Source organism: Streptomyces sannanensis, assembly GCF_039536205.1.
Lineage (GTDB): Bacteria > Actinomycetota > Actinomycetes > Streptomycetales > Streptomycetaceae > Streptomyces > Streptomyces sannanensis.
Genome location: NZ_BAAAYL010000001.1, coordinates 4,037,156 through 4,059,018 on the forward strand (window position 1 = coordinate 4,037,156; position 21,863 = coordinate 4,059,018).

Sequence of the window (21,863 nt, forward strand, 5' to 3'; positions counted from 1 at the left end):
TTTAGATGCCGCGCAGTCTCAAGAAGGGGCCCTTCGTCGACGACCACCTGATCAAGAAGGTGGATGTCCAGAACGAAGCAGGCACCAAGAACGTCATCAAGACCTGGTCCCGTCGCTCGATGATCATCCCGGCCATGCTGGGCCACACGATCGCGGTGCACAACGGCAAGACCCATGTCCCGGTGTTCGTCACCGAGTCCATGGTCGGCCACAAGCTCGGCGAGTTCTCGCCGACTCGCACCTTCCGAGGCCACGTCAAGGACGACCGGAAGTCGAAGCGCCGCTAATCGCGGGGTGTGAACGACTATGACTTACACCGAAGGGACAACCATGGAAGCCAGGGCTCAGGCGCGGTACATCCGCGTCACGCCCATGAAGGCCCGCCGTGTGGTGGACCTCATCCGTGGCATGGACGCCACGGAGGCCCAGGCGGTCCTGCGTTTCGCTCCGCAGGCCGCGAGTGTGCCGGTCGGCAAGGTGCTGGACAGCGCCATCGCCAACGCCGCGCACAACTACAACCACACGGACGCCTCCTCGCTGGTCATCAGCGAGGCGTACGTCGACGAGGGCCCGACCCTGAAGCGGTTCCGTCCGCGTGCCCAGGGCCGTGCCTACCGGATCCGTAAGCGGACCAGCCACATCACCGTGGTCGTCGCCAGCAAGGAAGGAACCCGGTAATGGGCCAGAAGGTAAACCCGCACGGGTTCCGGCTCGGCATCACCACCGACTTCAAGTCGCGCTGGTACGCCGACAAGCTGTACAAGGACTACGTCAAGGAAGACGTCTCCATCCGTCGGATGCTGACGTCCGGCATGGAGCGCGCCGGCATCTCCAAGGTCGAGATCGAGCGCACCCGTGACCGTGTCCGCGTGGACATCCACACTGCTCGCCCGGGCATCGTCATCGGCCGCCGCGGCGCCGAGGCCGACAAGATCCGTGGCCAGCTCGAGAAGCTGACCGGCAAGCAGGTCCAGCTGAACATCCTCGAGGTCAAGAACCCCGAGGTCGACGCTCAGCTGGTGGCCCAGGCCGTCGCCGAGCAGCTGTCCTCCCGCGTCTCCTTCCGCCGCGCCATGCGCAAGAGCATGCAGTCGGCCATGAAGGCGGGCGCCAAGGGCATCAAGATCCAGTGTGGTGGCCGTCTCGGCGGCGCCGAGATGTCCCGCTCGGAGTTCTACCGCGAGGGTCGTGTGCCGCTGCACACGCTGCGCGCGAACGTCGAGTACGGCTTCTTCGAGGCCAAGACCACCTTCGGCCGCATCGGCGTGAAGGTCTGGATCTACAAGGGCGACGTCAAGAACATCGCCGAGGTCCGCGCCGAGAACGCCGCTGCCCGCGCCGGCAACCGCCCGGCCCGTGGTGGCGCTGAGCGCCCGGCCCGTGGTGGCCGTGGTGGCGAGCGTGGCGGCCGCGGCCGCAAGCCGCAGCAGCAGAGCGCCGCTGCCGAGGCCCCCAAGGCCGAGGCCGCTGCCCCCGCTGCTGAGAGCACCGGAACGGAGGCCTGACCGAAATGCTGATCCCTCGTAGGGTCAAGCACCGCAAGCAGCACCACCCGAAGCGCAACGGTATGTCCAAGGGTGGCACGCAGGTTGCGTTCGGCGAGTACGGCATCCAGGCGCTGACCCCGGCGTACGTGACGAACCGTCAGATCGAGGCCGCTCGTATCGCGATGACCCGTCACATCAAGCGTGGCGGCAAGGTCTGGATCAACATCTACCCGGACCGTCCCCTCACCAAGAAGCCTGCCGAGACCCGCATGGGTTCCGGTAAGGGTTCCCCGGAGTGGTGGATCGCGAACGTCAAGCCTGGGCGCGTGATGTTCGAGCTGTCCTACCCGAACGAGAAGATTGCACGTGAGGCTCTCACTCGTGCGGCTCACAAGCTGCCGATGAAGTGCCGGATCGTCAAGCGCGAGGCAGGTGAAGCGTGATGTCGGCCGGTACCAAGGCGTCCGAGCTGCGCGAGCTGGGCAACGAGGAGCTTGTCGGCAAGCTCCGCGAGGCCAAGGAAGAGCTGTTCAACCTCCGCTTCCAGGCGGCGACCGGACAGCTCGAGAACCACGGCCGGCTGAGGGCCGTCCGCAAGGACATCGCGCGGATCTACACCCTGATGCGCGAGCGCGAGCTGGGCATCGAGACGGTGGAGAACGCCTGATGAGCGAGAAGAACGTGACTGAGACGACTGAGCAGCGCGGTTTCCGCAAGACCCGTGAGGGTCTGGTCGTCAGCGACAAGATGGACAAGACCGTCGTCGTCGCTGTCGAGGACCGTGTCAAGCACGCGCTGTACGGCAAGGTCATCCGCCGTACCAACAAGCTCAAGGCGCACGACGAGCAGAACGCCGCGGGTGTCGGCGACCGCGTCCTCCTCATGGAGACCCGGCCGCTGTCCGCGACGAAGCGCTGGCGCGTCGTCGAGATCCTCGAGAAGGCCAAGTAATTCCCGCCAGGGAATTCGCAAGGCAAGCACATCCCTCCTAGGGGGACCCCCTAGGAACAGTTCCGCCAGGCTCCGGGGGGCTGCGTGAGCAGCCCCCCGGGGAACCGGCAGACGATCAGGAGATAGACGTGATCCAGCAGGAGTCGCGACTGCGCGTCGCCGACAACACTGGTGCGAAGGAGATCCTTTGCATCCGTGTGCTCGGTGGCTCCGGTCGCCGCTACGCGGGCATCGGTGACGTCATCGTCGCCACCGTCAAGGACGCGATCCCCGGTGGCAACGTGAAGAAGGGCGACGTCGTCAAGGCTGTCGTCGTGCGCACCGTCAAGGAGCGCCGTCGCCAGGACGGCTCGTACATCCGCTTCGACGAGAACGCCGCCGTCATTCTGAAGAACGACGGTGACCCTCGCGGCACCCGCATCTTCGGCCCGGTCGGCCGTGAGCTGCGCGAGAAGAAGTTCATGAAGATCATCTCGCTCGCGCCGGAGGTGCTGTAAGCATGAAGATCAAGAAGGGCGACCTGGTCCAGGTCATCACCGGTAAGGACAAGGGCAAGCAGGGCAAGGTCATCGCGGCCTTCCCCCGCGAGGACCGCGTCCTGGTCGAGGGTGTCAACCGGGTCAAGAAGCACACGAAGGCCAACCAGCCGGGCCGCGCTTCGCAGGCCGGCGGCATCGTGACCGTCGAGGCCCCGGTCCACGTGAGCAACGTTCAGCTCGTCGTGGAGAAGGACGGCAAGAAGGTCGTGACCCGCGTCGGCTACCGCTTCGACGAGAACGGCAACAAGATCCGCGTTGCCAAGCGGACTGGTGAGGACATCTGATGACGACCACCACGACTCCGCGTCTCAAGACGAAGTACCGCGAGGAGATCACCGGCAAGCTGCGTGAGGAGTTCTCGTACGAGAACGTCATGCAGGTTCCGGGCCTCGTCAAGATCGTGGTCAACATGGGTGTGGGCGACGCCGCCCGCGACTCCAAGCTGATCGAGGGCGCCATCCGCGACCTCACCACGATCACCGGTCAGAAGCCGGCCGTCACCAAGGCCCGCAAGTCCATCGCGCAGTTCAAGCTGCGTGAGGGTCAGCCGATCGGTGCCCACGTCACGCTCCGTGGCGACCGCATGTGGGAGTTCCTGGACCGCACCCTGTCGCTCGCGCTGCCGCGCATCCGCGACTTCCGTGGTCTGTCCCCGAAGCAGTTCGACGGCCGTGGCAACTACACCTTCGGTCTCACGGAGCAGGTCATGTTCCACGAGATCGACCAGGACAAGATCGACCGCGTCCGGGGTATGGACATCACCGTGGTGACCACGGCGACCAACGACGCTGAGGGCCGTGCGCTCCTCCGTCACCTCGGCTTCCCGTTCAAGGAGGCGTAAGCGAGATGGCGAAGAAGGCTCTGATCGCGAAGGCTGCCCGCAAGCCCAAGTTCGGTGTGCGTGCCTACACGCGCTGCCAGCGCTGCGGCCGTCCCCACTCCGTTTACCGCAAGTTCGGCCTGTGCCGTGTGTGCCTTCGTGAGATGGCTCACCGCGGCGAGCTGCCGGGCGTGACCAAGAGCTCCTGGTAACAACCCGCTTGGGTTGATACCGGACTCTCGGTAAGCAAACAGGGTTGGCAGAGGCCCTTCTCCGTATGCCGTAGGCTTGCGGGGTTGGGCGTCTGCCGCCCTTGATCGACCGCGGGCTTGCCCGCTAATGAATGCTTACTACGCCGTAGGTCCCCGCACCGCACCCGTCCCGACCATGTTCGGGGAGAGGGATGGCGCATACAGGAAACCCCGGCGAGAGAGGCCGAAGGCCAATTCATGACCATGACTGATCCGATCGCAGACATGCTGACGCGTCTGCGTAACGCGAACTCGGCGTACCACGACTCCGTCGTGATGCCGCACAGCAAGATCAAGTCGCACATCGCGGAGATCCTCCAGCAGGAGGGCTTCATCACGGGCTGGCGTGTCGAGGACGCCGAGGTCGGCAAGAACCTCGTCCTCGAGCTGAAGTTCGGCCCGAACCGTGAGCGCTCCATCGCGGGCATCAAGCGGATCTCGAAGCCCGGTCTCCGGGTCTACGCGAAGTCCACCAACCTGCCGAAGGTGCTCGGCGGCCTGGGCGTGGCGATCATCTCCACGTCGCACGGTCTCCTGACCGACAAGCAGGCGCAGAAGAAGGGCGTGGGTGGGGAAGTCCTCGCCTACGTCTGGTAATCGGGAACGGAGGAAAAGCAATGTCGCGTATCGGCAAGCTCCCCATCCCGGTTCCCGCCGGCGTGGACGTCACCATCGATGGCCGTACGGTCCAGGTGAAGGGCCCCAAGGGCACCCTGACCCACACCGTTGCCGCGCCGATCGAGATCGTCAAGGGTGAGGAAGGCGTTCTGAACGTCACCCGCCCGAACGACGAGCGGCAGAACAAGGCTCTGCACGGCCTGTCCCGCACCCTGGTGGCGAACATGATCACCGGTGTGACCCAGGGATACGTCAAGAAGCTCGAGATCAGCGGTGTCGGTTACCGCGTCCAGGCGAAGGGCTCCAACCTGGAGTTCGCGCTGGGCTACAGCCACCCGATCCTCATCGAGGCCCCCGAGGGCATCACCTTCGTCGTCGAGGCCCCGACCCGTTTCTCGGTCCAGGGCATCGACAAGCAGAAGGTCGGCGAGGTCGCCGCGAACATCCGCAAGCTGCGGAAGCCCGACCCGTACAAGGCCAAGGGCGTCAAGTACGAGGGCGAAGTCATCCGCCGCAAGGTCGGAAAGGCGGGTAAGTAAGCCATGGCATACGGTGTGAAGATCGCCAAGGGCAAGGCCTACAAGGCCGCTGCCATCAAGCGCCGCCACATCCGCATCCGCAAGAGGATCTCGGGCACGGCCGAGCGTCCGCGCCTGGTCGTGACGCGCTCGAACCGCCACATCGTGGCCCAGGTCATCGACGACGTGCAGGGTCACACCCTGGCGTCGGCGTCGACCCTGGACACGTCGATCCGCGGTGTCGAGGGCGACAAGAGCGCCCAGGCCGGCAAGGTCGGCGCCCTGGTCGCCGAGCGCGCCAAGGCCGCGGGTGTCGAGGCTGTCGTGTTCGACCGTGGTGGCAACCAGTACGCCGGGCGCATTGCCGCTCTGGCGGACGCCGCCCGCGAAGCCGGGCTGAAGTTCTAAGCCCCGGTTCCGGAGCTAGCGGACGTAACAGAGAGAGGTAAATCCAATGGCTGGACCCCAGCGCCGCGGCAGCGGTGCCGGTGGCGGCGAGCGGCGGGACCGGAAGGGCCGTGACGGCGGCGCTGCTGCCGCCGAGAAGACCGCGTACGTTGAGCGCGTCGTCGCGATCAACCGCGTCGCCAAGGTTGTGAAGGGTGGTCGTCGCTTCAGCTTCACCGCGCTGGTCGTGGTGGGCGACGGTGACGGCACCGTGGGTGTCGGTTACGGCAAGGCCAAGGAGGTGCCGGCCGCCATCGCCAAGGGTGTTGAGGAGGCCAAGAAGCACTTCTTCAAGGTCCCCCGTATCCAGGGCACCATCCCGCACCCGATCCAGGGTGAGAAGGCCGCGGGCGTCGTCCTGCTCAAGCCGGCTTCCCCCGGTACCGGTGTTATCGCCGGTGGCCCGGTGCGTGCCGTGCTCGAGTGCGCCGGCGTTCACGACATCCTGTCGAAGTCGCTCGGCTCCGACAACGCGATCAACATCGTGCACGCGACCGTGGAGGCCCTGAAGGGCCTGCAGCGTCCCGAGGAGATCGCGGCTCGCCGTGGTCTGCCGCTCGAGGACGTCGCCCCCGCGGCTCTGCTTCGTGCGCGTGCGGGAGCGGGTGCGTAATGGCTCGCCTCAAGATCACGCAGACGAAGTCGTACATCGGCAGCAAGCAGAACCACCGCGACACCCTGCGTTCGCTTGGCCTGAAGCGGGTCAACGACGTGGTCGTCAAGGAGGACCGCCCCGAGTTCCGCGGCATGGTGCACACCGTCCGCCACCTCGTGACGGTTGAGGAGGTCGACTGATCATGGCGGAGCAGAACCCGCTGAAGATCCACAACCTCCGTCCCGCCCCGGGCGCCAAGACCGCCAAGACCCGTGTGGGTCGTGGTGAGGCGTCGAAGGGTAAGACGGCCGGTCGTGGTACGAAGGGTACGAAGGCCCGTTACCAGGTTCCGGAGAGCTTTGAGGGTGGCCAGATGCCGCTCCACATGCGCCTCCCGAAGCTGAAGGGCTTCAAGAACCCCTTCAAGACGGAGTTCCAGGTCGTCAACCTGGACAAGCTGGCCGAGCTCTACCCGCAGGGTGGCGAGGTCACGGTGGCCGACCTGGTCGCCAAGGGCGCGGTTCGCAAGAACCAGCTCGTCAAGGTGCTCGGCCAGGGCGAGATCTCCGTGGCGCTGCAGGTGACGGTCGACGCCGCCTCCGCCTCCGCCAAGGAGAAGATCGCCGCTGCCGGCGGCACCGTCACCGAGCTCGTCTGAGACGACTCGATGGCCTGAACATCGACCGGGGATGCCTCTCATATGGGGCATCCCCGGTTGGTCGTTCCTAGGCGGGCATGCTCGCGGGTAAGGTGGCGTGCACTGCTGTCCATATACGTATTCGTCGATCCTCAAGACCGTCACCTCTGACGCACGTGCGCGGGGGTCGCAGGAGGCACCGTGCTCACCGCGTTCGCCCGGGCGTTCAAGACACCCGACCTGCGCAAGAAGCTGCTCTTCACGCTCGGCATCATCGCGCTGTACCGGGTCGGCGCGAATGTCCCGATTCCCGGTGTCAGCTACAAGAACGTCCAGATCTGTGTGGAACAGGCAAGCCAGGGGGCCAACAGCCTCTTCGGCCTGGTCAACATGTTCAGCGGTGGTGCGCTGCTGCAGATCACGATCTTCGCGCTGGGCATCATGCCGTACATCACGGCAAGCATCATTCTGCAGCTGCTGACTGTGGTCATTCCGCGGCTGGAGGCCCTCAAGAAGGAGGGCCAGGCGGGTACCACGAAGATCACGCAGTACACCCGTTACCTCACGGTGGCGCTCGCCATTCTGCAGGGCACCGGCCTGGTGGCCACCGCCCGCAGCGGTGCGCTCTTCAGCGGCTGCGCGGTCGCCGGGGAGATCGTGCCCGACCGGTCGATCTTCACCACGGTCACCATGGTCATCACCATGACCGCCGGTACCGCCGTGGTCATGTGGCTGGGTGAGCTCATCACCGACCGCGGTATCGGCAACGGCATGTCGATCCTGATGTTCGTCTCGATCGCCGCCACCTTCCCCGGCCAGCTGTGGGCCATCAAGCAGCAGGGCAAGCTCGCCCAGGGCTGGATCGAGTTCGGCACCGTCATCCTGGTCGGCTTCGTCATGGTCGCCCTGGTGGTCTTCGTCGAGCAGGCACAGCGCCGCATCCCGGTCCAGTACGCGAAGCGGATGATCGGCCGCCGGTCCTACGGCGGAACGTCCACCTACATCCCGCTGAAGGTCAACCAGGCGGGTGTGATTCCGGTCATCTTCGCGTCGTCGCTGCTTTACATTCCGGCCCTGATCGTTCAGTTCTCGAACTCGCAGGCCGACTGGGCGGTGTGGATCAGGAACAACTTCGTCAAGGGTGACCACCCCTACTACATCGCGTCGTACTTCATCCTCATCGTGTTCTTCGCCTTCTTCTACGTGGCGATCTCGTTCAACCCCGAGGAAGTCGCCGACAACATGAAGAAGTATGGTGGCTTCATCCCGGGTATCCGGGCTGGTCGACCTACTGCTGAGTACCTGAGCTATGTGCTCAACCGGATCACCTGGCCGGGCTCGCTGTACCTGGGTCTGATCGCTCTCGTACCAACGATGGCGTTGGCGGGCTTCGGCGCTAACCAGAACTTCCCGTTCGGCGGGACGAGCATCCTGATCATCGTGGGTGTGGGTCTGGAGACCGTGAAGCAGATCGAGAGCCAGCTCCAGCAGCGCAATTACGAAGGGTTCCTCCGCTGATGCGAATCGTCCTCGTCGGACCTCCCGGTGCCGGCAAGGGAACGCAGGCCGCGTTCCTTGCCAAGAACCTGGCCATCCCGCACATCTCCACGGGTGACCTCTTCCGGGCCAACATCAGTCAGGGCACGGCTCTCGGCAAGCAGGCCAAGGCGTTCATGGACGCCGGTGAACTCGTTCCGGACGAGGTCACGATCGGCATGGCCAAGGACCGGATGGAGCAGCCCGACGCCGGGAACGGCTTCCTCCTCGACGGCTTCCCGCGCAACGTCTCGCAGGCCGAGGCGCTCGACGAGATGCTGAAGACCGAGGGCATGAAGCTCGACGGGGTGCTCGACCTGGAGGTTCCCGAGGACGAGGTCGTGAAGCGGATCGCCGGCCGGCGCATCTGCCGCAACGACAGCGCGCACGTCTTCCACGTCTCGTACACCCCGCCGAAGCAGGAGGGCGTCTGCGACGTCTGCGGCGGCGAGCTGTACCAGCGCGACGACGACTCCGAGGAGACCGTGCGCAAGCGGCTGGAGGTCTACCACACGCAGACCGAGCCGATCATCGACTACTACAAGGCCCAGGGCCTGGTGGTCACCATCTCGGCGCTCGGCAAGGTCGACGAGGTGACCAAGCGCGCGATGGACGCCCTCAAGGGCGACAGCGCGGCCTGACAGCCCGAGCAATACGTTCCGCACGGCCGCGGCGCCCTCTGGGTGCCGCGGCCGTCGCGTGCCGGGCTCCGTACGCCCGTATCGTTGAAGTCACACCCCGTACCCGACCCGAAAGGCGCCAGCCGCAATGGTGGAGATCAAGACCCCCGAGCAGATCGCGAAGATGCGCGAGGCGGGACTGGTCGTCGCCGCCATCCACGCGGCCACCCGGGAGGCGGCCGTCCCCGGCGCCACCACCAAGGATCTGGACGAGGTCGCCCGCAAGGTGCTCAAGGAGCACGGCGCCAAGTCGAACTTCCTCGGGTACGGCGGCTTCCCCGCCACGATCTGCACCTCGGTCAACGAGGTCGTCGTCCACGGCATCCCGGACGACAAGACCGTCCTGAAGGACGGCGACATCATCTCCATCGACTGCGGCGCGATCATCGAAGGCTGGCACGGCGACGCCGCCTACACCGCCTTCGTGGGCTCCGGCCACGCCCCGGAGCTGCTCGAGCTCTCCCGGGTGACCGAGGAGTCGATGTGGGCCGGCATCGCCGCGATGAAGAAGGGCAACCGGCTGGTCGACGTGTCCCGGGCGATCGAGAGCTACATCCGCCGCCAGCCGCGCCCGCCGAAGGGCAAGTACGGGATCATCGAGGAGTACGGCGGTCACGGCATCGGCTCCGAGATGCACATGGACCCGCATCTGCTGAACTACGTCGACAAGCGCCGCCTCCTCGGCCGCCACAACCCGAAGCTGGTCCCCGGCCTCTGCCTGGCGATCGAGCCGATGGTCTCGCTGGGCACCCCCCGCACCGAGGTGCTGGAGGACGACTGGACGGTCATCACGACCGACGGCACCTGGTCCTCGCACTGGGAGCACTCGGTGGCCCTCACCGAACAGGGCCCCCTGGTGCTGACCGCCCCCGACGGCGGCAAGGCGCGGCTCGCGGAACTGGGCGTCGTGGCGGCCCCGGATCCGCTGGGCTGAGCCGGGTCGCCTGCCACCCCCGACGGACGGAGTCCGGCGCAGCCGCTCGAAGCTTGTGAGGCGCCCCGGCGCCGAGCCCGCGAGTGCGGCGTGAGGAAGGGCAGTCGGCGGCAAGGCGCGGCTCGCGGAACTGGTGTCGTGGCGGCCCCGGATCCGCTGGGCTGAGCCGGGTCGCCTGCCACCCCCGACGGACGGAGTCCGGCGCAGCCGCTCGAAGCTTGTGAGGCGCCCCGGCGCCGAGCCCGCGAGTGCGGCGTGAGGAAGGGCAGTCGGCGGCAAGGCGCGGCTCGCGGAACTGGTGTCGTGGCGGCCCCGGATCCGCTGGGCTGAGCCGGGTCGCCTGCCACCCCCGACGGACGGAGTCCGGCGCAGCCGCTCGAAGCTTGTGAGGCGCCCCGGCGCCGAGCCCGCGAGTGCGGCGTGAGGAAGGGCAGTCGGCGGCAAGGCGCGGCTCGCGGAACTGGGCGTCGTGGCGGCCCCGGATCCGCTGGGCTGAGCCGGGTCGCCTGCCACCCCCGACGGACGGAGTCCGGCGCAGCCGCTCGAAGCTTGTGAGGCGCCCCGGCGCCGAGCCCGCGAGTGCGGCGTGAGGAAGGGCAGTCGGCGGCAAGGCGCGGCTCGCGGAACTGGGCGTCGTGGCGGCCCCCGACCCGCTGGGCTGAGGCCTTGGAGCGGGTCGGACCCGCTCCGCGTAACGATCTTCTCGTCTGGGCACACTTTCCCGATTCGTCTTTTGGGAAGCCCTGACGTAGACTGATGCGTCGGCTCGCGTGTACCCGCATGTGCGCATGCGGTGCAAGTAGTCGATCAAGGTAGTCGATTCGAAGGGCGAAGCGTGGCCAAGAAGCAAGGTGCCATCGAGATCGAGGGCACTGTCATTGAGTCTCTGCCTAACGCCATGTTCAAGGTGGAGCTGCAGAACGGTCACAAGGTCCTCGCGCACATCAGCGGAAAGATGCGGATGCACTACATCCGTATTCTTCCCGATGACCGGGTCGTGGTGGAGCTGTCTCCGTACGACCTGACGCGTGGGCGGATCGTCTACCGCTACAAGTAGATCTTGCCCGCACCCCTCCCGTGGGGTGATGGCACTGACCCGGAGAACCTCACATCCCATGAAGGTCAAGCCGAGCGTCAAGAAGATCTGCGACAAGTGCAAGGTGATCCGCCGTCACGGCCGGGTCATGGTCATCTGCGACAACCTGCGCCACAAGCAGCGCCAGGGCTGACGCACGCCGACCTGCACCTCGCAGTTCATCGCGCGACGCATAGCAATACGTACATACGCAGAGTCCGACGCCCCTGCTCATGGGGGTCGACACCTCCGGCGGAGGCCGGGGACCGGGACGTACCACCTCTTTCGATCAGAAGAGGTCGGCGGCCCGGAATGGCTTTGCGGAAGACCTCCGACACCACACAGGAGCCACTCAATGGCACGCCTTTCCGGCGTTGACCTTCCGCGCGACAAGCGCGTCGAGGTCGCCCTCACCTACGTCTTCGGCATCGGTCGCACCCTGTCGAAGGAGGCGCTCGCCGCCACCGGCGTCGACCCGAACACCCGCGTTCGTGACCTGTCCGAAGAGGACCTGGTCAAGCTCCGCGAGTACGTGGACGCCAACATCAAGACCGAGGGTGACCTCCGTCGTGAGATCCAGGCCGACATCCGCCGCAAGGTCGAGATCGGCTGTTACCAGGGTCTGCGTCACCGTCGTGGCCTTCCGGTCCGCGGTCAGCGCACCAGCACCAACGCCCGCACCCGCAAGGGCCCGCGTCGCGCCATCGCCGGTAAGAAGAAGCCGGGCAAGAAGTAGTCCTCAGCGGACTTTGACCATGCGGTCTTCGCTGTAGGACCGACCACCTCCACTCCACGGGAGTAAGACGAATGCCTCCTAAGGGCCGTCAGGGCGCTGCCAAGAAGGTGCGCCGCAAGGAAAAGAAGAACGTCGCTCACGGCCACGCGCACATCAAGAGCACGTTCAACAACACCATCGTTTCGATCACGGACCCGTCCGGCAACGTGATCTCCTGGGCCTCCGCCGGCCACGTCGGCTTCAAGGGCTCGCGCAAGTCCACCCCCTTCGCCGCGCAGATGGCCGCCGAGTCGGCCGCCCGCCGCGCGCAGGAGCACGGCATGCGCAAGGTCGACGTCTTCGTCAAGGGTCCCGGCTCCGGCCGTGAGACCGCGATCCGCTCCCTCCAGGCCACCGGCCTCGAGGTCGGCTCGATCCAGGACGTCACCCCCACCCCGCACAACGGCTGCCGCCCGCCGAAGCGCCGCCGCGTCTGACGTCTCGCCGTGTCTTGCTTCGTCGAAGCGAGGCCGCGTCTGGCGTCGCGCCGTGTCTTGCTTCGTCGAAGCGAGGCCGCGTCTGACCACTGTGCGAATCTGAGCGTCCGGGCGGTACGTCCCCTTCGGGGCGTACCGCCCGTACCCTTGCAGTACCTCAGGGCGTCAAATAGCGGGCGCCCACGACTGAAGGATCAAAAGACATGCTGATCGCTCAGCGTCCCTCGCTGACCGAAGAGGTTGTCGACGAGTACCGCTCGCGGTTCGTCATCGAGCCGCTGGAGCCGGGCTTCGGCTACACCCTCGGCAACTCTCTGCGTCGTACGCTCCTCTCCTCGATCCCGGGTGCGGCGGTCACGTCCATCCGCATCGACGGTGTCCTGCACGAGTTCACCACCGTGCCGGGCGTCAAGGAGGACGTCACCGACCTCATCCTGAACATCAAGCAGCTGGTCGTCTCCTCCGAGCACGACGAGCCGGTCGTGATGTACCTGCGCAAGCAGGGCCCCGGCCTGGTCACCGCTGCCGACATCGCCCCGCCGGCCGGTGTCGAGGTGCACAACCCCGACCTGGTCCTGGCCACGCTGAACGGCAAGGGCAAGCTGGAGATGGAGCTGACCGTCGAGCGCGGTCGCGGCTATGTCTCCGCCGTCCAGAACAAGCAGGTCGGCCAGGAGATCGGCCGTATCCCGGTCGACTCCATCTACTCGCCGGTGCTCAAGGTCACCTACAAGGTCGAGGCGACCCGTGTCGAGCAGCGCACCGACTTCGACAAGCTGATCGTCGACGTCGAGACCAAGCAGGCCATGCGCCCGCGTGACGCCATGGCGTCCGCCGGCAAGACCCTGGTGGAGCTGTTCGGTCTGGCCCGCGAGCTCAACATCGACGCCGAGGGCATCGACATGGGCCCGTCCCCGACGGACGCCGCCCTGGCCGCCGACCTGGCGCTGCCGATCGAGGAGCTCGAGCTCACCGTTCGGTCCTACAACTGCCTCAAGCGCGAGGGCATCCACTCCGTGGGTGAGCTCGTCGCCCGTTCCGAGGCCGACCTGCTCGACATCCGCAACTTCGGTGCGAAGTCGATCGACGAGGTCAAGGCGAAGCTGGCCGGCATGGGCCTGGCCCTCAAGGACAGCCCGCCCGGATTCGACCCGACCGCCGCCGCGGACGCCTTCGGCGCCGACGACGACGACACGGGCTTCGTGGAGACCGAGCAGTACTGATCGCCTCCGGCAGGGGCGCCCGGATCGTTCCGGACGCCCCGCGCCGGGTCCGGGGCCTCGTCCCCGGTACAGACTTCCGGCGGGCACTGGCCCGTCGGTAACTGACACCGGTACCTGACACGGCCGGTGCAGACACAAGGAGAAACACAATGCCGCGTCCCGCCAAGGGTGCCCGTCTGGGCGGCAGCGCCGCGCACGAGAAGCTGCTGCTGGCGAACCTCGCCAAGTCGCTGTTCGAGCACGGCCGCATCACCACGACCGAGGCCAAGGCCCGCCGCCTGCGTCCGGTCGCCGAGCGCCTGATCACCAAGGCGAAGAAGGGCGACATCCACAACCGTCGCCTGGTGCTGCAGACGATCACCGACAAGAGCATCGTCCACACGCTCTTCACCGAGATCGCCCCGCGCTACGCGGAGCGCCCGGGTGGCTACACCCGCATCACCAAGATCGGCAACCGTCGTGGCGACAACGCCCCGATGGCCGTGATCGAGCTGGTCGAGGGTGAGATCGCGAAGAAGGCGACCGTCGCCGAGGCCGAGGCCGCCACCAAGCGTGCGGTCAAGGAGGCCGAGGAGGCCAAGGTCGAGGAGACCAAGGCCGACGAGGCTGCCGAGGCTCCGGCCGAGGAGTCCAAGGACGCCTGAGTCGCGTTCTGAAGGCTGATGGACGGGCCCGTCCCCCTCGCGGGGGCGGGCCCGTTCCGCATGAGGGGCTTGAGAGGATTGACGCGTGAGCGATGAGGTGGAGCCCGGCTTCGTACGGGTGCGGCTGGATCTTTCGTACGACGGCAAGGACTTCTCCGGCTGGGCCAAGCAGGCCCGTGGGCAGCGGACCGTGCAGCAGGAGATCGAGGAAGCGCTGCGTACGGTCACCCGGTCGTCGGAGACGTACGAACTGACGGTCGCCGGGCGTACGGACGCGGGCGTGCACGCGCGCGGCCAGGTCGCGCACGTCGATCTGCCGGAGGCCGTGTGGGCCGAGCACGCGGAGAAGCTGTTGCGACGGCTCGCCGGGCGGCTGCCGCACGATGTGCGGGTATGGAAGGCCGAGGAGGCCCCGGCCGGCTTCAACGCCCGCTTCTCGGCGATCTGGCGGCGCTATGCCTACCGGGTCACCGACCACCCCGGCGGGGTGGACCCGCTGCTGCGCGGGCATGTTCTCCGGTACGACTGGCCGCTGGACGTGGACGCCATGAACGAGGCCGCCGAGAAGCTGCTCGGCGAGCACGACTTCGCTGCGTACTGCCGCAAGCGCGAGGGCGCCACGACCATCCGTACGCTCCAGCACCTCGGCTGGGAGCGCGACGCGTCCGGGATCATCACCGCGACCGTGCGTGCCGACGCCTTCTGCCACAACATGGTGCGCTCCCTGGTCGGCGCGCTGCTCTTCGTGGGTGACGGCCACCGCCCGGTGGACTGGCCCGCGAAGGTGCTGGCCGCGGGGGTACGGGACTCCGCGGTCCACGTCGTACGCCCGCACGGCCTCACGCTGGAGGAGGTCGCCTACCCGGCCGACGAACTGCTGGCCTGGCGCAGTCGCGAGGCCCGCAACAAGAGGTCGCTGCCGGGCACCGGCTGCTGCTGAGTCTCCCCCGGACCTCGTCCGGGCGGGCCCCCATTCCGGTCAACCCGGGTTGACGACGGTGTGTGCTGTCCGGTCGCCGTGCCGGCGCGCACTTACGCTGCGTTGCCACTGCCGCACCGACGGATCCGGGTGACGCGATGACCTCCGCGACCGCACAGCACACCGTGCCCGCACAGCAGCCCCTGGACGGACCGCAGGCCTCGGCGGCGGCACGGAGGACCGGCCGCCGGTTCCGGCCGCGTGACGGGCGTGCGGCCTCCGCCCTGCTCTTCCTGCTGCCCACGGCGGCCGCACTGGCCTGTGTCCTGACCGGCCTCGGCCGACGTCAGCTGTGGCGTGACGAGCACGCCACCTGGTGGGCGTCCACGCTGTCGTACGCGGACCTGGGGGCGCTGATCGAGCGGATCGACGTGGTCTTCGCGCCGTACTACGCCCTGATGCACCTGTGGATCATGGTCGCGGGCAGTTCGCCGGCCGCCCTGCGGCTGCCCGAGGCGCTGGCCATGGCGGTGTCGGCCGGTCTGCTGGCGCTCATCGGGCGGAAGCTGTTCAACGTGCGGGCCGGTCTGCTGTCCGGTCTGCTGTTCGCCGTGCTGCCCGCGGTCACCCGGTACGGCCAGGAGGCGCGTCCGTACAGCTTCGCCATGCTCTTCACGCTGCTTGCGACCTTTCTGCTGGCGAGCGTTCTGGAGCGGCACACACTGAAGGGCTGGTCGCTCTACGCGCTGGCGATCGCACTGACCGGGTTCAGCCATCTGGTGGCGCTCCTTGTGGTGGCCGCCCATGCCGGGCCGGTTCTGCTGGCCCGACGAGGCGGGGACCGGATCGCCGTCCCGGCGTTCGCCGGCGCGGGGGTGGCGGGCGTCTCCTCCCTCGTCCCGATGGCGCTCGCGGGTGCCGGGCAGAGCGCCCAGATCGCGTGGGTCAGTGCGACCACGCGCTACCTCGCCACCTACCCGACGGCGCTCTTCGGCTCGTGGATCACCGGCGGAGTGATGATGGCCGCCGGTGTCGTCGGGCTGCTGATGGTGGGCCGTCATGCGGCGCTGTTGGTTCCCTGGGCGGTGCTGCCGCCGCTGCTGACCTTTCTGACGGCCGACCGGCTCCATCTCTTCCTGCCCCGGTACCTGCTGTTCACCATTCCCGCATGGGTGCTGCTCGCGGCGGCTGCCCTCACCGGGCCGGTGGGGCCGTTCGCCGGCCCGGCCGCGGCCAGGGGGCGGCGGGTGTGCAGCCTGCTGCTGGTGGTGCCCTCCGCCGTGTCATTCACCCTGCTGGCGTTGCCGGCAATCGACTCCGTCAGGCGGGACCTCCCGTACGAGCCGGACTACGCGGGTGTGGCACGGATCGTGAGGGAGAGTCAGCGCCCCGGTGACGGGATGGTCTTCCACGGCGGGCTGTCGGAACGCAAGGCCATGGCGTACGAGCTGCGGGAGGGGGCCCGTCCCGAGGACGTGCTGATGGAGCGGGCTCCGCAGGAGCTCGGCACCTACGGCGCGTTCGAATGCGGCCGCCCCGCCCGCTGCCTGGCCGGCACCGACCGCGTGTGGCTGATCTCCACCGTCGCCGGGGACCCGCGCAAGGGCATGAACGGGAGGACGGCCGCGGCGCTGGACGCGTTCGAGGTGGTGCGCACCGAGCGGCTGCCCTGGGTGACGGTGCAGCTTCTGTCGCGAGTCTGACGATGGATTATATGTCTGTTATGTCAAGATTCCACCTGAAAAAGATATTCGGGTGAAGGGTGCACGGTGGACAGTCGGACGCTTGTGCGCGGCACGGCGGCGCCACCGGGGCTGCTGCCGCTGCCGCCGACGGAGGCCGAGAAGTACTCCTATGTGAAGCGCCGCCTCTGGGTGCTGACACTCTGTTCCCTGGTCAGCTTCGTCTGCCTGGCGGTCAGTCAGCTGAGGCTGTCGGAATCGACCCCGCTGCTGTGGCTGTACACCCCGCTGCTGGTGTTCACCGTGGTCTACTACCTGGTCTCGTTGCGGGTGAACGCCTTCAGCAGAGGCTTCGACATCGAGCGCCATTGGCGGCTGGTGTGCGAGTGGCAGCCGGAGGTGTATCCGTCCGTCGATGTGTTCCTGCCGGTGTGCGGTGAGCCGATCGAGGTACTGCACAACACCTGGACCCATGTGCGCGCGCTCGCCGACCGCTACCCGGGCGTCTGTGTGCCCTTCGTCCTGGACGACTCGGCCAGCCCCGAACTGCAGGCCATGGCCGCCGACTTCGGCTTCCGCTACGGCAGCCGCCCCAACCGGGGATGGTTCAAGAAAGCCGGCAATCTGCACTACGGCTTCGCGCGGTCCGGCGGCGCGTACATCCTGATCCTCGACGCGGACTTCGCGCCGCGCGCCGATCTGCTCGACGAGTTGCTGCCGTACATGGAGGCGGACGAACGGCTCGGCATCATCCAGTCCCCCCAGTACTTCAGGGTCCTCGACTCCCAGAACTGGATCGAGCGCGGGGCGGGCGCGGTGCAGGAGCTCTTCTACCGCTGCGTACAGGTGTCCCGGCAGCACAACGGCGGTGCGATCTGCGTCGGCAGCTGCGCCGTGTACCGGCGCACGGCGCTGGAGGCCAACGGCGGCACCACCCTGATCGAGCACTCGGAGGATGTGCACACCGGTTTCGACCTGCGCCGGCTCGGCTGGGATCTGCGCTATGTGCCGGTCGCCCTGGCCGCGGGCGTGTGCCCGGACAACGGGGGCGCCTTCTTCAACCAGCAGTACCGCTGGTGCGCCGGCTCCATGAGCCTGCTGAGCAGCAGGAAGTTCTGGCTGTCCCCCATGCGTCTGCCCGCCCGGCTCTGCTACCTGTCGGGCTTCCTCTACTACCTCCACACGGCGCTGTTCACCTTCGTCGCCCCGCTGGTCCCGATCACGCTGCTGCTCGCCATGCCGGAGAAGCTGAAGGCCGAGTACATCTGGCTGATCCTGCCCGGAGCCGTCTACGCGACGCTCGTCCTCCCGATGTGGCAGCGGCTCCCGTTCCGGCTGGAGGCCTGGTCCATCCGGCTGATGTACGGCTGGGCGCACGTCTTCGCCGTCTGGGACATCCTGCGCAAGAACCGCATGGGCTGGCAGGCGACCGGCTCCTCCGCCGCGAAGCGGAACAGAACCCGCCGGTTCTGGACCGGCATGTGGGCATGGAGCGGCGGAACCGCGCTGATCTGGGTCGGCGCCGGGCTCTGGCGGATGCTCACGATGCACGCCCCGGACTTCGCTCTCGTCCTGTCGGCCGGCCTCTTCTACGCATGCGTCGTCGGCCGGGCCCTGGTCCAGCCTCGAACGGGGAGTACCGCATGATGTCCACGCCACGTCCCATGACCGCGGCCGGCCTGCTGCTCGCCGCCCTGCTCACCACCCTCGCCGGCTGTTCTCCCGAGCCCCTCGGCCGCGACGCCCGGCAGGCCCGCAACGGCCCGCGTGCCGAGCCGGCCGTCGTTCCCCACGACGTACGGCCGCTGATCCAGCCCGGGCGGAAGTACTTCGGCGCCGCCGTGGCGGGGGCACCGCGCAGCATGGAGCCGGTCGAGGCGTACGCCGGGATGGTCGGCAAGAAGCCGAATCTGATCGAGACCTACGCGTCCTGGGGCGACGCCCTCAACGAACAAGGCGTCCGCAACGCCTGGGAGTACGGGGCGATGACCGTCGTGTCCTGGGAGCCCCACGGCACCACCCTCGCGGACATCGCCGACGGGAAGTCGGACGAGTACATCAAGAAGTACGCGGCCGAAGTGGCCGAACTGAGGCTCCCGCTCGCGATCTCCTTCGCCGACGAGATGAACGGCTGGTGGAACGACTGGGGGACCAGGAACAACGAACCGGCCGACTATGTGCGGGCCTGGAAGCACATCCACGGCCTGTTCACCGAGGCCGGAGCCGCCAATGTGATCTGGACCTGGGCGCCCAACGTCATCCAGCCCGCTCTGAGCATCGATCTCAAGGCCTACTACCCCGGGGACGGCTACGTCGACTGGGTAGGCCTCGTCGGCTACTTCACCACCTGGGAGGGAGAGACCTTCGACACCCTCTTCGGGCCGACGATCGACGCGATCCGCACCTTCACCAGGAAGCCGCTGCTGCTCCTGGAAACCGCGTCCGAGCCCACCGAGGCCCGAACGGCGGTCGTCCGCAGCCTCTTCGCCGGAGTCCAGTCGCGTGACGACGTCCTCGGCTTCGTCTGGTTCGACCACAACAAGCGGGCCGACTGGCGGCTGTCCTCGACCCCTGTGGCACTCGCCGAGTTCAAGCGGCTGGCCGCCGACGACATGTTCGGATTCGACGTACGGAAGCCGTGATGAAAGATCCGACGAACGAGATCCCGGTGGCGATCCCCGCGGGGCGGCACATGGCCGTCCGGACGCTGACGGCACCCGAGCCGGCGCCCGGGCTGCCACGCCCGTCCGCGCCCGAGTACCACGTCCCGGTGCCACCGGAGACGGCCTGGGACATGGGGCCCAGCCCGCGGCGGACCTGGGCCGGCCGGGCGGGACTGTTCTGCGTCCTCATGGTCCAGGCGGTGCTCTCGCTGCGGCTGCACAACACCGCCGCCCAGGACGAGGCGCTGTACCTCTCCGCCGGGCATACGCTGCTGGACCATCTGCTCCGCGGCACTCCCGTGCCCACGCACTACGCCGGCTACTTCTCGGGCTCGCCGTTCCTGTATCCGGTGCTCGCCGCCCTCGTGGACGCGTGGTACGGACTCACCGGCGCGCGCGTGCTGAGCCTCGCCTTCATGCTCGGCGCGACATCGCTGCTGTACTCCCTCAGCCGCCGCCTGTTCAACGAGCGGGTGGCGCTCGCCGCGGCAGCGCTTTTCGCCGTCACCCAGTCCACCGTCGTGCTCGGCTTCTTCGCCACGTTCGACGCTCCGGCGGTCTTCCTGCTGGCACTGGCCGCCTGGATCGTCGTGAGGACCGGCCGGTCGCCCCTCGTGGCGGTCCTGCTCGCCGCACCGGTCGCGGTCCTCGCGGCGGCGGTCAAGTACGCCTCCGCGCTCTATCTGCCCACGCTCGTGGTCCTCGCACTGCTGACCGCCCGGCACCACCACGGCAGGAAGAGCGTCGCACGGGCGTTGCTCCTCGCACTCGGCACCGGTGCGCTGCTCGGCCTCGGGCTCTGCTTCACGGACGTCATCGACGGCGTACGGTTCACCACCACCCAACGCGCACACGGCACCGATTCCGCTGTGGACCTGCTGGGGAAGTCCGCTCTGTGGGGCGGCCTGATGTTTCTGACGGCGTGCGGCGGGGCCGTTTCCTACCTGCGCCGGGGCCGGATGAACGAGTCGCCGGCGGCGCTGCGGCAGAGCGTTCCGGGCCGGTGCCGGCGCGGCCTGCTGGGACTGCTGCTGTGCGGCACGGCCCTGCTCGCCCCGGCCTACCAGATCCACCTCGCGGCTTCCATCTCCCTCAACAAGCACCTGGGTTACGGTCTGCTGTTCGCTGCGCCCATGGCGGGCGTCGGCCTGGTCCGGCTCGTCGGCGCGCACTTCCGCCACCCGCAGTTCGGGATCGTGATCTGGGTGGTCATGCTCTGCATGGGCCTGGCCCAGTCGGCCGAACGGTTCGCGTCCTGGCCCCGGGCCACCCATCTGGAGACGCTGAAGGAATACCTCACCGACGGCGGCCGCTATCTCGCCTCCACGCGTGAGATCCCCATGTACTACCTGCGGGACCGCACCAGCCAGGACCAGTGGAGCTCGCTGTACGGCATCGACTACGAGGGCGCCGACGGCAGGAGGCACACCGGCCCGGACGGCTACCGCAGGGCCATCGCGGACGGCTGGTTCGACCTCGTCGTACTCGACGGCTACGCCACTCCCGAGATGGACGAGGTGGTCGCCGGGGCCCTGGAGGGAAACGAGAAGTACCGCCTCCTCGCAGCCGTTCCGTTCGAGCTGAGTGACGGCGGCGGTGCGTATCGCATCTGGGTCAGGCGGTAGCGGGTGTCACCGCCCGGCGTCGGCCGCCGCCGAGGCCTGCTGCTGCCCGCGGGCGTAGATCTGCCGGAAGGCGAACTCGGCGAGGTCGTCGCCGGCCCCGAAAACACCCCGGTCGGCCTCGGTGACCCGCTTGCCGCTGGTGAAGCCGGCATAGGTGAAGTACGTGTAGCGGCCCACGCTGTTGGCGGTGCGCCGGCAGACGGTCGAGTGGCAGAAGGACGGGACACCGGCACCGGACAGCGGGGCGATGCCGCCGACGGCCTCCTCCTTGGCCCTGGCGGCCTGCGCCGCGGACTCGAAGACCGCGACGCCCACGGTGACGGCGACCCCGTCCTTCGTGTAGGTCGCGCGGAACATCCGGTCGCAGCCGTTACGGGTGAGCACCGGACCCAGCGCACCCTCGGTGGCCGCGGCGCAGTCCGTGGTGCCGGCCGTCGGACCCTTGGTGTAGACCCGGTCGCCCATGGTCAGACTGTGGCCGGGGAAGAGCGTGTCGGCGCTCAGCGGAGCCGTGTCCTTCCCGGCGCTGGATATGAACTCCTTGGGGTCCGGCGGGGGAGGCGGCGCCACCGAGGAGAAGGAGGGCGCCGGCTGCGCGGACCGGCCGGGCAGTTCCTTCGGGCTCGGCAGATCGCTTGCGGCCGCACCGCGTCCCTCGGTGCCGCCGGCCGTCACGATCACCGTCGCCACGACCGCGGCGGTCGCGACCACCCCGCCGCCGGTCCACAGCCACTTCCTGCGCCGTTTGCGCGCATCGGCCTGCTCGGCGAGTGCGGCCCAGTCCGGACTCTGTGTGCCAAAGCTCAT

General features: G+C 67.8%; 31 protein-coding genes. 30 read left to right on the top strand and 1 reads right to left on the bottom strand.

What is annotated here, in order from left to right; translation table 11 throughout:
• Positions 1-5: 5 nt before the first annotated feature.
• The 30 genes from rpsS to ABD858_RS19290 all read left to right on the top strand — a co-directional run bounded on the left by rpsS (position 6) and on the right by ABD858_RS19290 (position 21,056).
• Positions 6-287, top strand: coding sequence for a 30S ribosomal protein S19 (rpsS, locus tag ABD858_RS19145; RefSeq protein WP_142214205.1), 282 nt, complete (start codon positions 6-8; stop codon positions 285-287).
• A gap of 43 nt (positions 288-330) precedes the next feature.
• Positions 331-678, top strand: coding sequence for a 50S ribosomal protein L22 (gene rplV, locus ABD858_RS19150; RefSeq protein ID WP_345039128.1), 348 nt, complete (start codon positions 331-333; stop codon positions 676-678).
• Complete coding sequence (gene rpsC / locus ABD858_RS19155) at positions 678-1,505, top strand: 30S ribosomal protein S3 (protein WP_345039131.1); 828 nt, start codon at positions 678-680, stop codon at positions 1,503-1,505. Before rplV ends, rpsC begins: the two co-directional genes overlap by 1 nt.
• A 5-nt stretch (positions 1,506-1,510) precedes the next feature.
• The gene (gene rplP / locus ABD858_RS19160; protein ID WP_009190136.1) at positions 1,511-1,930 is read left to right on the top strand and encodes a 50S ribosomal protein L16; all 420 of its coding nucleotides are present in this window, start codon (positions 1,511-1,513) and stop codon (positions 1,928-1,930) included.
• Positions 1,930-2,154, top strand: a complete 225-nt coding sequence (gene rpmC, locus ABD858_RS19165) for a 50S ribosomal protein L29 (protein WP_345039134.1) — start codon at positions 1,930-1,932, stop codon at positions 2,152-2,154. Before rplP ends, rpmC begins: the two co-directional genes overlap by 1 nt.
• Positions 2,154-2,438: a 30S ribosomal protein S17 gene (rpsQ, locus tag ABD858_RS19170; protein WP_345039137.1), complete on the top strand. Its 285-nt coding sequence runs from the start codon at positions 2,154-2,156 to the stop codon at positions 2,436-2,438. Before rpmC ends, rpsQ begins: the two co-directional genes overlap by 1 nt.
• Positions 2,439-2,566: 128 nt before the next feature.
• A complete protein-coding gene (rplN, locus tag ABD858_RS19175; protein ID WP_053727611.1) occupies positions 2,567-2,935 on the top strand; it encodes a 50S ribosomal protein L14 in 369 nt (122 codons plus the stop codon).
• Between the two features lie 2 nt (positions 2,936-2,937).
• Positions 2,938-3,261 (top strand): 50S ribosomal protein L24, encoded by a 324-nt coding sequence (gene rplX / locus ABD858_RS19180; protein WP_345039140.1) that lies wholly within the window; start codon positions 2,938-2,940, stop codon positions 3,259-3,261.
• Positions 3,261-3,818 (top strand): 50S ribosomal protein L5, encoded by a 558-nt coding sequence (gene rplE / locus ABD858_RS19185; protein ID WP_345039142.1) that lies wholly within the window; start codon positions 3,261-3,263, stop codon positions 3,816-3,818. The genes rplX and rplE overlap by 1 nt, the downstream gene beginning before the upstream one ends.
• Positions 3,819-3,823: 5 nt before the next feature.
• Positions 3,824-4,009, top strand: coding sequence for a type Z 30S ribosomal protein S14 (locus tag ABD858_RS19190; protein ID WP_003956452.1), 186 nt, complete (start codon positions 3,824-3,826; stop codon positions 4,007-4,009).
• A 237-nt stretch (positions 4,010-4,246) separates the two neighbouring features.
• Complete coding sequence (rpsH, locus tag ABD858_RS19195; protein WP_345039145.1) at positions 4,247-4,645, top strand: 30S ribosomal protein S8; 399 nt, start codon at positions 4,247-4,249, stop codon at positions 4,643-4,645.
• Between the two features lie 20 nt (positions 4,646-4,665).
• The gene (rplF, locus tag ABD858_RS19200; protein WP_345039147.1) at positions 4,666-5,205 is read left to right on the top strand and encodes a 50S ribosomal protein L6; all 540 of its coding nucleotides are present in this window, start codon (positions 4,666-4,668) and stop codon (positions 5,203-5,205) included.
• A gap of 3 nt (positions 5,206-5,208) precedes the next feature.
• Positions 5,209-5,592 carry a 50S ribosomal protein L18 gene (gene rplR, locus ABD858_RS19205; protein WP_345039149.1) on the top strand — a complete coding sequence of 128 codons (384 nt, stop codon included), beginning with the start codon at positions 5,209-5,211 and terminating at the stop codon, positions 5,590-5,592.
• A 46-nt stretch (positions 5,593-5,638) separates the two neighbouring features.
• Positions 5,639-6,244 carry a 30S ribosomal protein S5 gene (gene rpsE / locus ABD858_RS19210; protein WP_030201551.1) on the top strand — a complete coding sequence of 202 codons (606 nt, stop codon included), beginning with the start codon at positions 5,639-5,641 and terminating at the stop codon, positions 6,242-6,244.
• Positions 6,244-6,426: a 50S ribosomal protein L30 gene (gene rpmD, locus ABD858_RS19215; RefSeq protein WP_071273185.1), complete on the top strand. Its 183-nt coding sequence runs from the start codon at positions 6,244-6,246 to the stop codon at positions 6,424-6,426. Before rpsE ends, rpmD begins: the two co-directional genes overlap by 1 nt.
• A 2-nt stretch (positions 6,427-6,428) precedes the next feature.
• Positions 6,429-6,884, top strand: coding sequence for a 50S ribosomal protein L15 (gene rplO / locus ABD858_RS19220; RefSeq protein ID WP_345039156.1), 456 nt, complete (start codon positions 6,429-6,431; stop codon positions 6,882-6,884).
• A 180-nt stretch (positions 6,885-7,064) separates the two neighbouring features.
• Positions 7,065-8,381 (top strand): preprotein translocase subunit SecY, encoded by a 1,317-nt coding sequence (gene secY / locus ABD858_RS19225; RefSeq protein WP_345039159.1) that lies wholly within the window; start codon positions 7,065-7,067, stop codon positions 8,379-8,381.
• Positions 8,381-9,040 carry an adenylate kinase gene (locus ABD858_RS19230; protein ID WP_345039161.1) on the top strand — a complete coding sequence of 220 codons (660 nt, stop codon included), beginning with the start codon at positions 8,381-8,383 and terminating at the stop codon, positions 9,038-9,040. Before secY ends, ABD858_RS19230 begins: the two co-directional genes overlap by 1 nt.
• Before the next feature lie 127 nt (positions 9,041-9,167).
• Positions 9,168-10,013, top strand: a complete 846-nt coding sequence (gene map / locus ABD858_RS19235; RefSeq protein ID WP_345039164.1) for a type I methionyl aminopeptidase — start codon at positions 9,168-9,170, stop codon at positions 10,011-10,013.
• 835 nt (positions 10,014-10,848) lie between these two features.
• Positions 10,849-11,070, top strand: coding sequence for a translation initiation factor IF-1 (infA, locus tag ABD858_RS19240; RefSeq protein WP_003956442.1), 222 nt, complete (start codon positions 10,849-10,851; stop codon positions 11,068-11,070).
• A gap of 58 nt (positions 11,071-11,128) precedes the next feature.
• Entirely contained in the window at positions 11,129-11,242 is a 114-nt protein-coding gene (rpmJ, locus tag ABD858_RS19245) for a 50S ribosomal protein L36 (RefSeq protein ID WP_003956441.1), read from the top strand.
• Between the two features lie 201 nt (positions 11,243-11,443).
• Positions 11,444-11,824, top strand: coding sequence for a 30S ribosomal protein S13 (gene rpsM, locus ABD858_RS19250; protein ID WP_345039167.1), 381 nt, complete (start codon positions 11,444-11,446; stop codon positions 11,822-11,824).
• A 71-nt stretch (positions 11,825-11,895) separates the two neighbouring features.
• Positions 11,896-12,300, top strand: coding sequence for a 30S ribosomal protein S11 (gene rpsK / locus ABD858_RS19255; RefSeq protein ID WP_003956432.1), 405 nt, complete (start codon positions 11,896-11,898; stop codon positions 12,298-12,300).
• 203 nt (positions 12,301-12,503) lie between these two features.
• Positions 12,504-13,523, top strand: coding sequence for a DNA-directed RNA polymerase subunit alpha (locus tag ABD858_RS19260; RefSeq protein WP_345039171.1), 1,020 nt, complete (start codon positions 12,504-12,506; stop codon positions 13,521-13,523).
• A gap of 149 nt (positions 13,524-13,672) precedes the next feature.
• The gene (rplQ, locus tag ABD858_RS19265; RefSeq protein ID WP_345039174.1) at positions 13,673-14,167 is read left to right on the top strand and encodes a 50S ribosomal protein L17; all 495 of its coding nucleotides are present in this window, start codon (positions 13,673-13,675) and stop codon (positions 14,165-14,167) included.
• Between the two features lie 85 nt (positions 14,168-14,252).
• Positions 14,253-15,107 carry a tRNA pseudouridine(38-40) synthase TruA gene (gene truA, locus ABD858_RS19270; RefSeq protein WP_345039176.1) on the top strand — a complete coding sequence of 285 codons (855 nt, stop codon included), beginning with the start codon at positions 14,253-14,255 and terminating at the stop codon, positions 15,105-15,107.
• A 137-nt stretch (positions 15,108-15,244) separates the two neighbouring features.
• Positions 15,245-16,789, top strand: a complete 1,545-nt coding sequence (locus ABD858_RS19275) for a glycosyltransferase family 39 protein (RefSeq protein ID WP_345039178.1) — start codon at positions 15,245-15,247, stop codon at positions 16,787-16,789.
• Positions 16,790-16,855: 66 nt separating this feature from the next.
• The gene (locus ABD858_RS19280; protein ID WP_345039180.1) at positions 16,856-18,415 is read left to right on the top strand and encodes a glycosyltransferase family 2 protein; all 1,560 of its coding nucleotides are present in this window, start codon (positions 16,856-16,858) and stop codon (positions 18,413-18,415) included.
• On the top strand, positions 18,412-19,410 hold the full coding sequence (locus ABD858_RS19285) for a glycoside hydrolase family 26 protein (protein WP_345039184.1): 999 nt from the start codon (positions 18,412-18,414) through the stop codon (positions 19,408-19,410). The genes ABD858_RS19280 and ABD858_RS19285 overlap by 4 nt, the downstream gene beginning before the upstream one ends.
• A complete protein-coding gene (locus ABD858_RS19290; RefSeq protein ID WP_345039187.1) occupies positions 19,410-21,056 on the top strand; it encodes a glycosyltransferase family 39 protein in 1,647 nt (548 codons plus the stop codon). The genes ABD858_RS19285 and ABD858_RS19290 overlap by 1 nt, the downstream gene beginning before the upstream one ends.
• A gap of 6 nt (positions 21,057-21,062) precedes the next feature.
• Here the strand turns inward: ABD858_RS19290 and ABD858_RS19295 are convergent, their stop codons facing one another.
• Positions 21,063-21,863 carry a hypothetical protein gene (locus ABD858_RS19295; RefSeq protein ID WP_345039189.1) on the bottom strand — a complete coding sequence of 267 codons (801 nt, stop codon included), beginning with the start codon at positions 21,861-21,863 and terminating at the stop codon, positions 21,063-21,065.

Coding starts and splice junctions, on each gene's coding strand:
- rpsS (WP_142214205.1), top strand. CDS start 6: ATGCCGCGCAGTCTCAAGAAGGGGCCCTTCGTCGACGACCACCTGATC.
- rplV (WP_345039128.1), top strand. CDS start 331: ATGGAAGCCAGGGCTCAGGCGCGGTACATCCGCGTCACGCCCATGAAG.
- rpsC (WP_345039131.1), top strand. CDS start 678: ATGGGCCAGAAGGTAAACCCGCACGGGTTCCGGCTCGGCATCACCACC.
- rplP (WP_009190136.1), top strand. CDS start 1,511: ATGCTGATCCCTCGTAGGGTCAAGCACCGCAAGCAGCACCACCCGAAG.
- rpmC (WP_345039134.1), top strand. CDS start 1,930: ATGTCGGCCGGTACCAAGGCGTCCGAGCTGCGCGAGCTGGGCAACGAG.
- rpsQ (WP_345039137.1), top strand. CDS start 2,154: ATGAGCGAGAAGAACGTGACTGAGACGACTGAGCAGCGCGGTTTCCGC.
- rplX (WP_345039140.1), top strand. CDS start 2,938: ATGAAGATCAAGAAGGGCGACCTGGTCCAGGTCATCACCGGTAAGGAC.
- rplE (WP_345039142.1), top strand. CDS start 3,261: ATGACGACCACCACGACTCCGCGTCTCAAGACGAAGTACCGCGAGGAG.
- ABD858_RS19190 (WP_003956452.1), top strand. CDS start 3,824: ATGGCGAAGAAGGCTCTGATCGCGAAGGCTGCCCGCAAGCCCAAGTTC.
- rpsH (WP_345039145.1), top strand. CDS start 4,247: ATGACCATGACTGATCCGATCGCAGACATGCTGACGCGTCTGCGTAAC.
- rplF (WP_345039147.1), top strand. CDS start 4,666: ATGTCGCGTATCGGCAAGCTCCCCATCCCGGTTCCCGCCGGCGTGGAC.
- rplR (WP_345039149.1), top strand. CDS start 5,209: ATGGCATACGGTGTGAAGATCGCCAAGGGCAAGGCCTACAAGGCCGCT.
- rpsE (WP_030201551.1), top strand. CDS start 5,639: ATGGCTGGACCCCAGCGCCGCGGCAGCGGTGCCGGTGGCGGCGAGCGG.
- rpmD (WP_071273185.1), top strand. CDS start 6,244: ATGGCTCGCCTCAAGATCACGCAGACGAAGTCGTACATCGGCAGCAAG.
- rplO (WP_345039156.1), top strand. CDS start 6,429: ATGGCGGAGCAGAACCCGCTGAAGATCCACAACCTCCGTCCCGCCCCG.
- ABD858_RS19230 (WP_345039161.1), top strand. CDS start 8,381: ATGCGAATCGTCCTCGTCGGACCTCCCGGTGCCGGCAAGGGAACGCAG.
- map (WP_345039164.1), top strand. CDS start 9,168: ATGGTGGAGATCAAGACCCCCGAGCAGATCGCGAAGATGCGCGAGGCG.
- rpmJ (WP_003956441.1), top strand. CDS start 11,129: ATGAAGGTCAAGCCGAGCGTCAAGAAGATCTGCGACAAGTGCAAGGTG.
- rpsM (WP_345039167.1), top strand. CDS start 11,444: ATGGCACGCCTTTCCGGCGTTGACCTTCCGCGCGACAAGCGCGTCGAG.
- rpsK (WP_003956432.1), top strand. CDS start 11,896: ATGCCTCCTAAGGGCCGTCAGGGCGCTGCCAAGAAGGTGCGCCGCAAG.
- ABD858_RS19260 (WP_345039171.1), top strand. CDS start 12,504: ATGCTGATCGCTCAGCGTCCCTCGCTGACCGAAGAGGTTGTCGACGAG.
- rplQ (WP_345039174.1), top strand. CDS start 13,673: ATGCCGCGTCCCGCCAAGGGTGCCCGTCTGGGCGGCAGCGCCGCGCAC.
- ABD858_RS19275 (WP_345039178.1), top strand. CDS start 15,245: ATGACCTCCGCGACCGCACAGCACACCGTGCCCGCACAGCAGCCCCTG.
- ABD858_RS19285 (WP_345039184.1), top strand. CDS start 18,412: ATGATGTCCACGCCACGTCCCATGACCGCGGCCGGCCTGCTGCTCGCC.
- ABD858_RS19290 (WP_345039187.1), top strand. CDS start 19,410: ATGAAAGATCCGACGAACGAGATCCCGGTGGCGATCCCCGCGGGGCGG.
- ABD858_RS19295 (WP_345039189.1), bottom strand. CDS start 21,863: ATGAGCTTTGGCACACAGAGTCCGGACTGGGCCGCACTCGCCGAGCAG.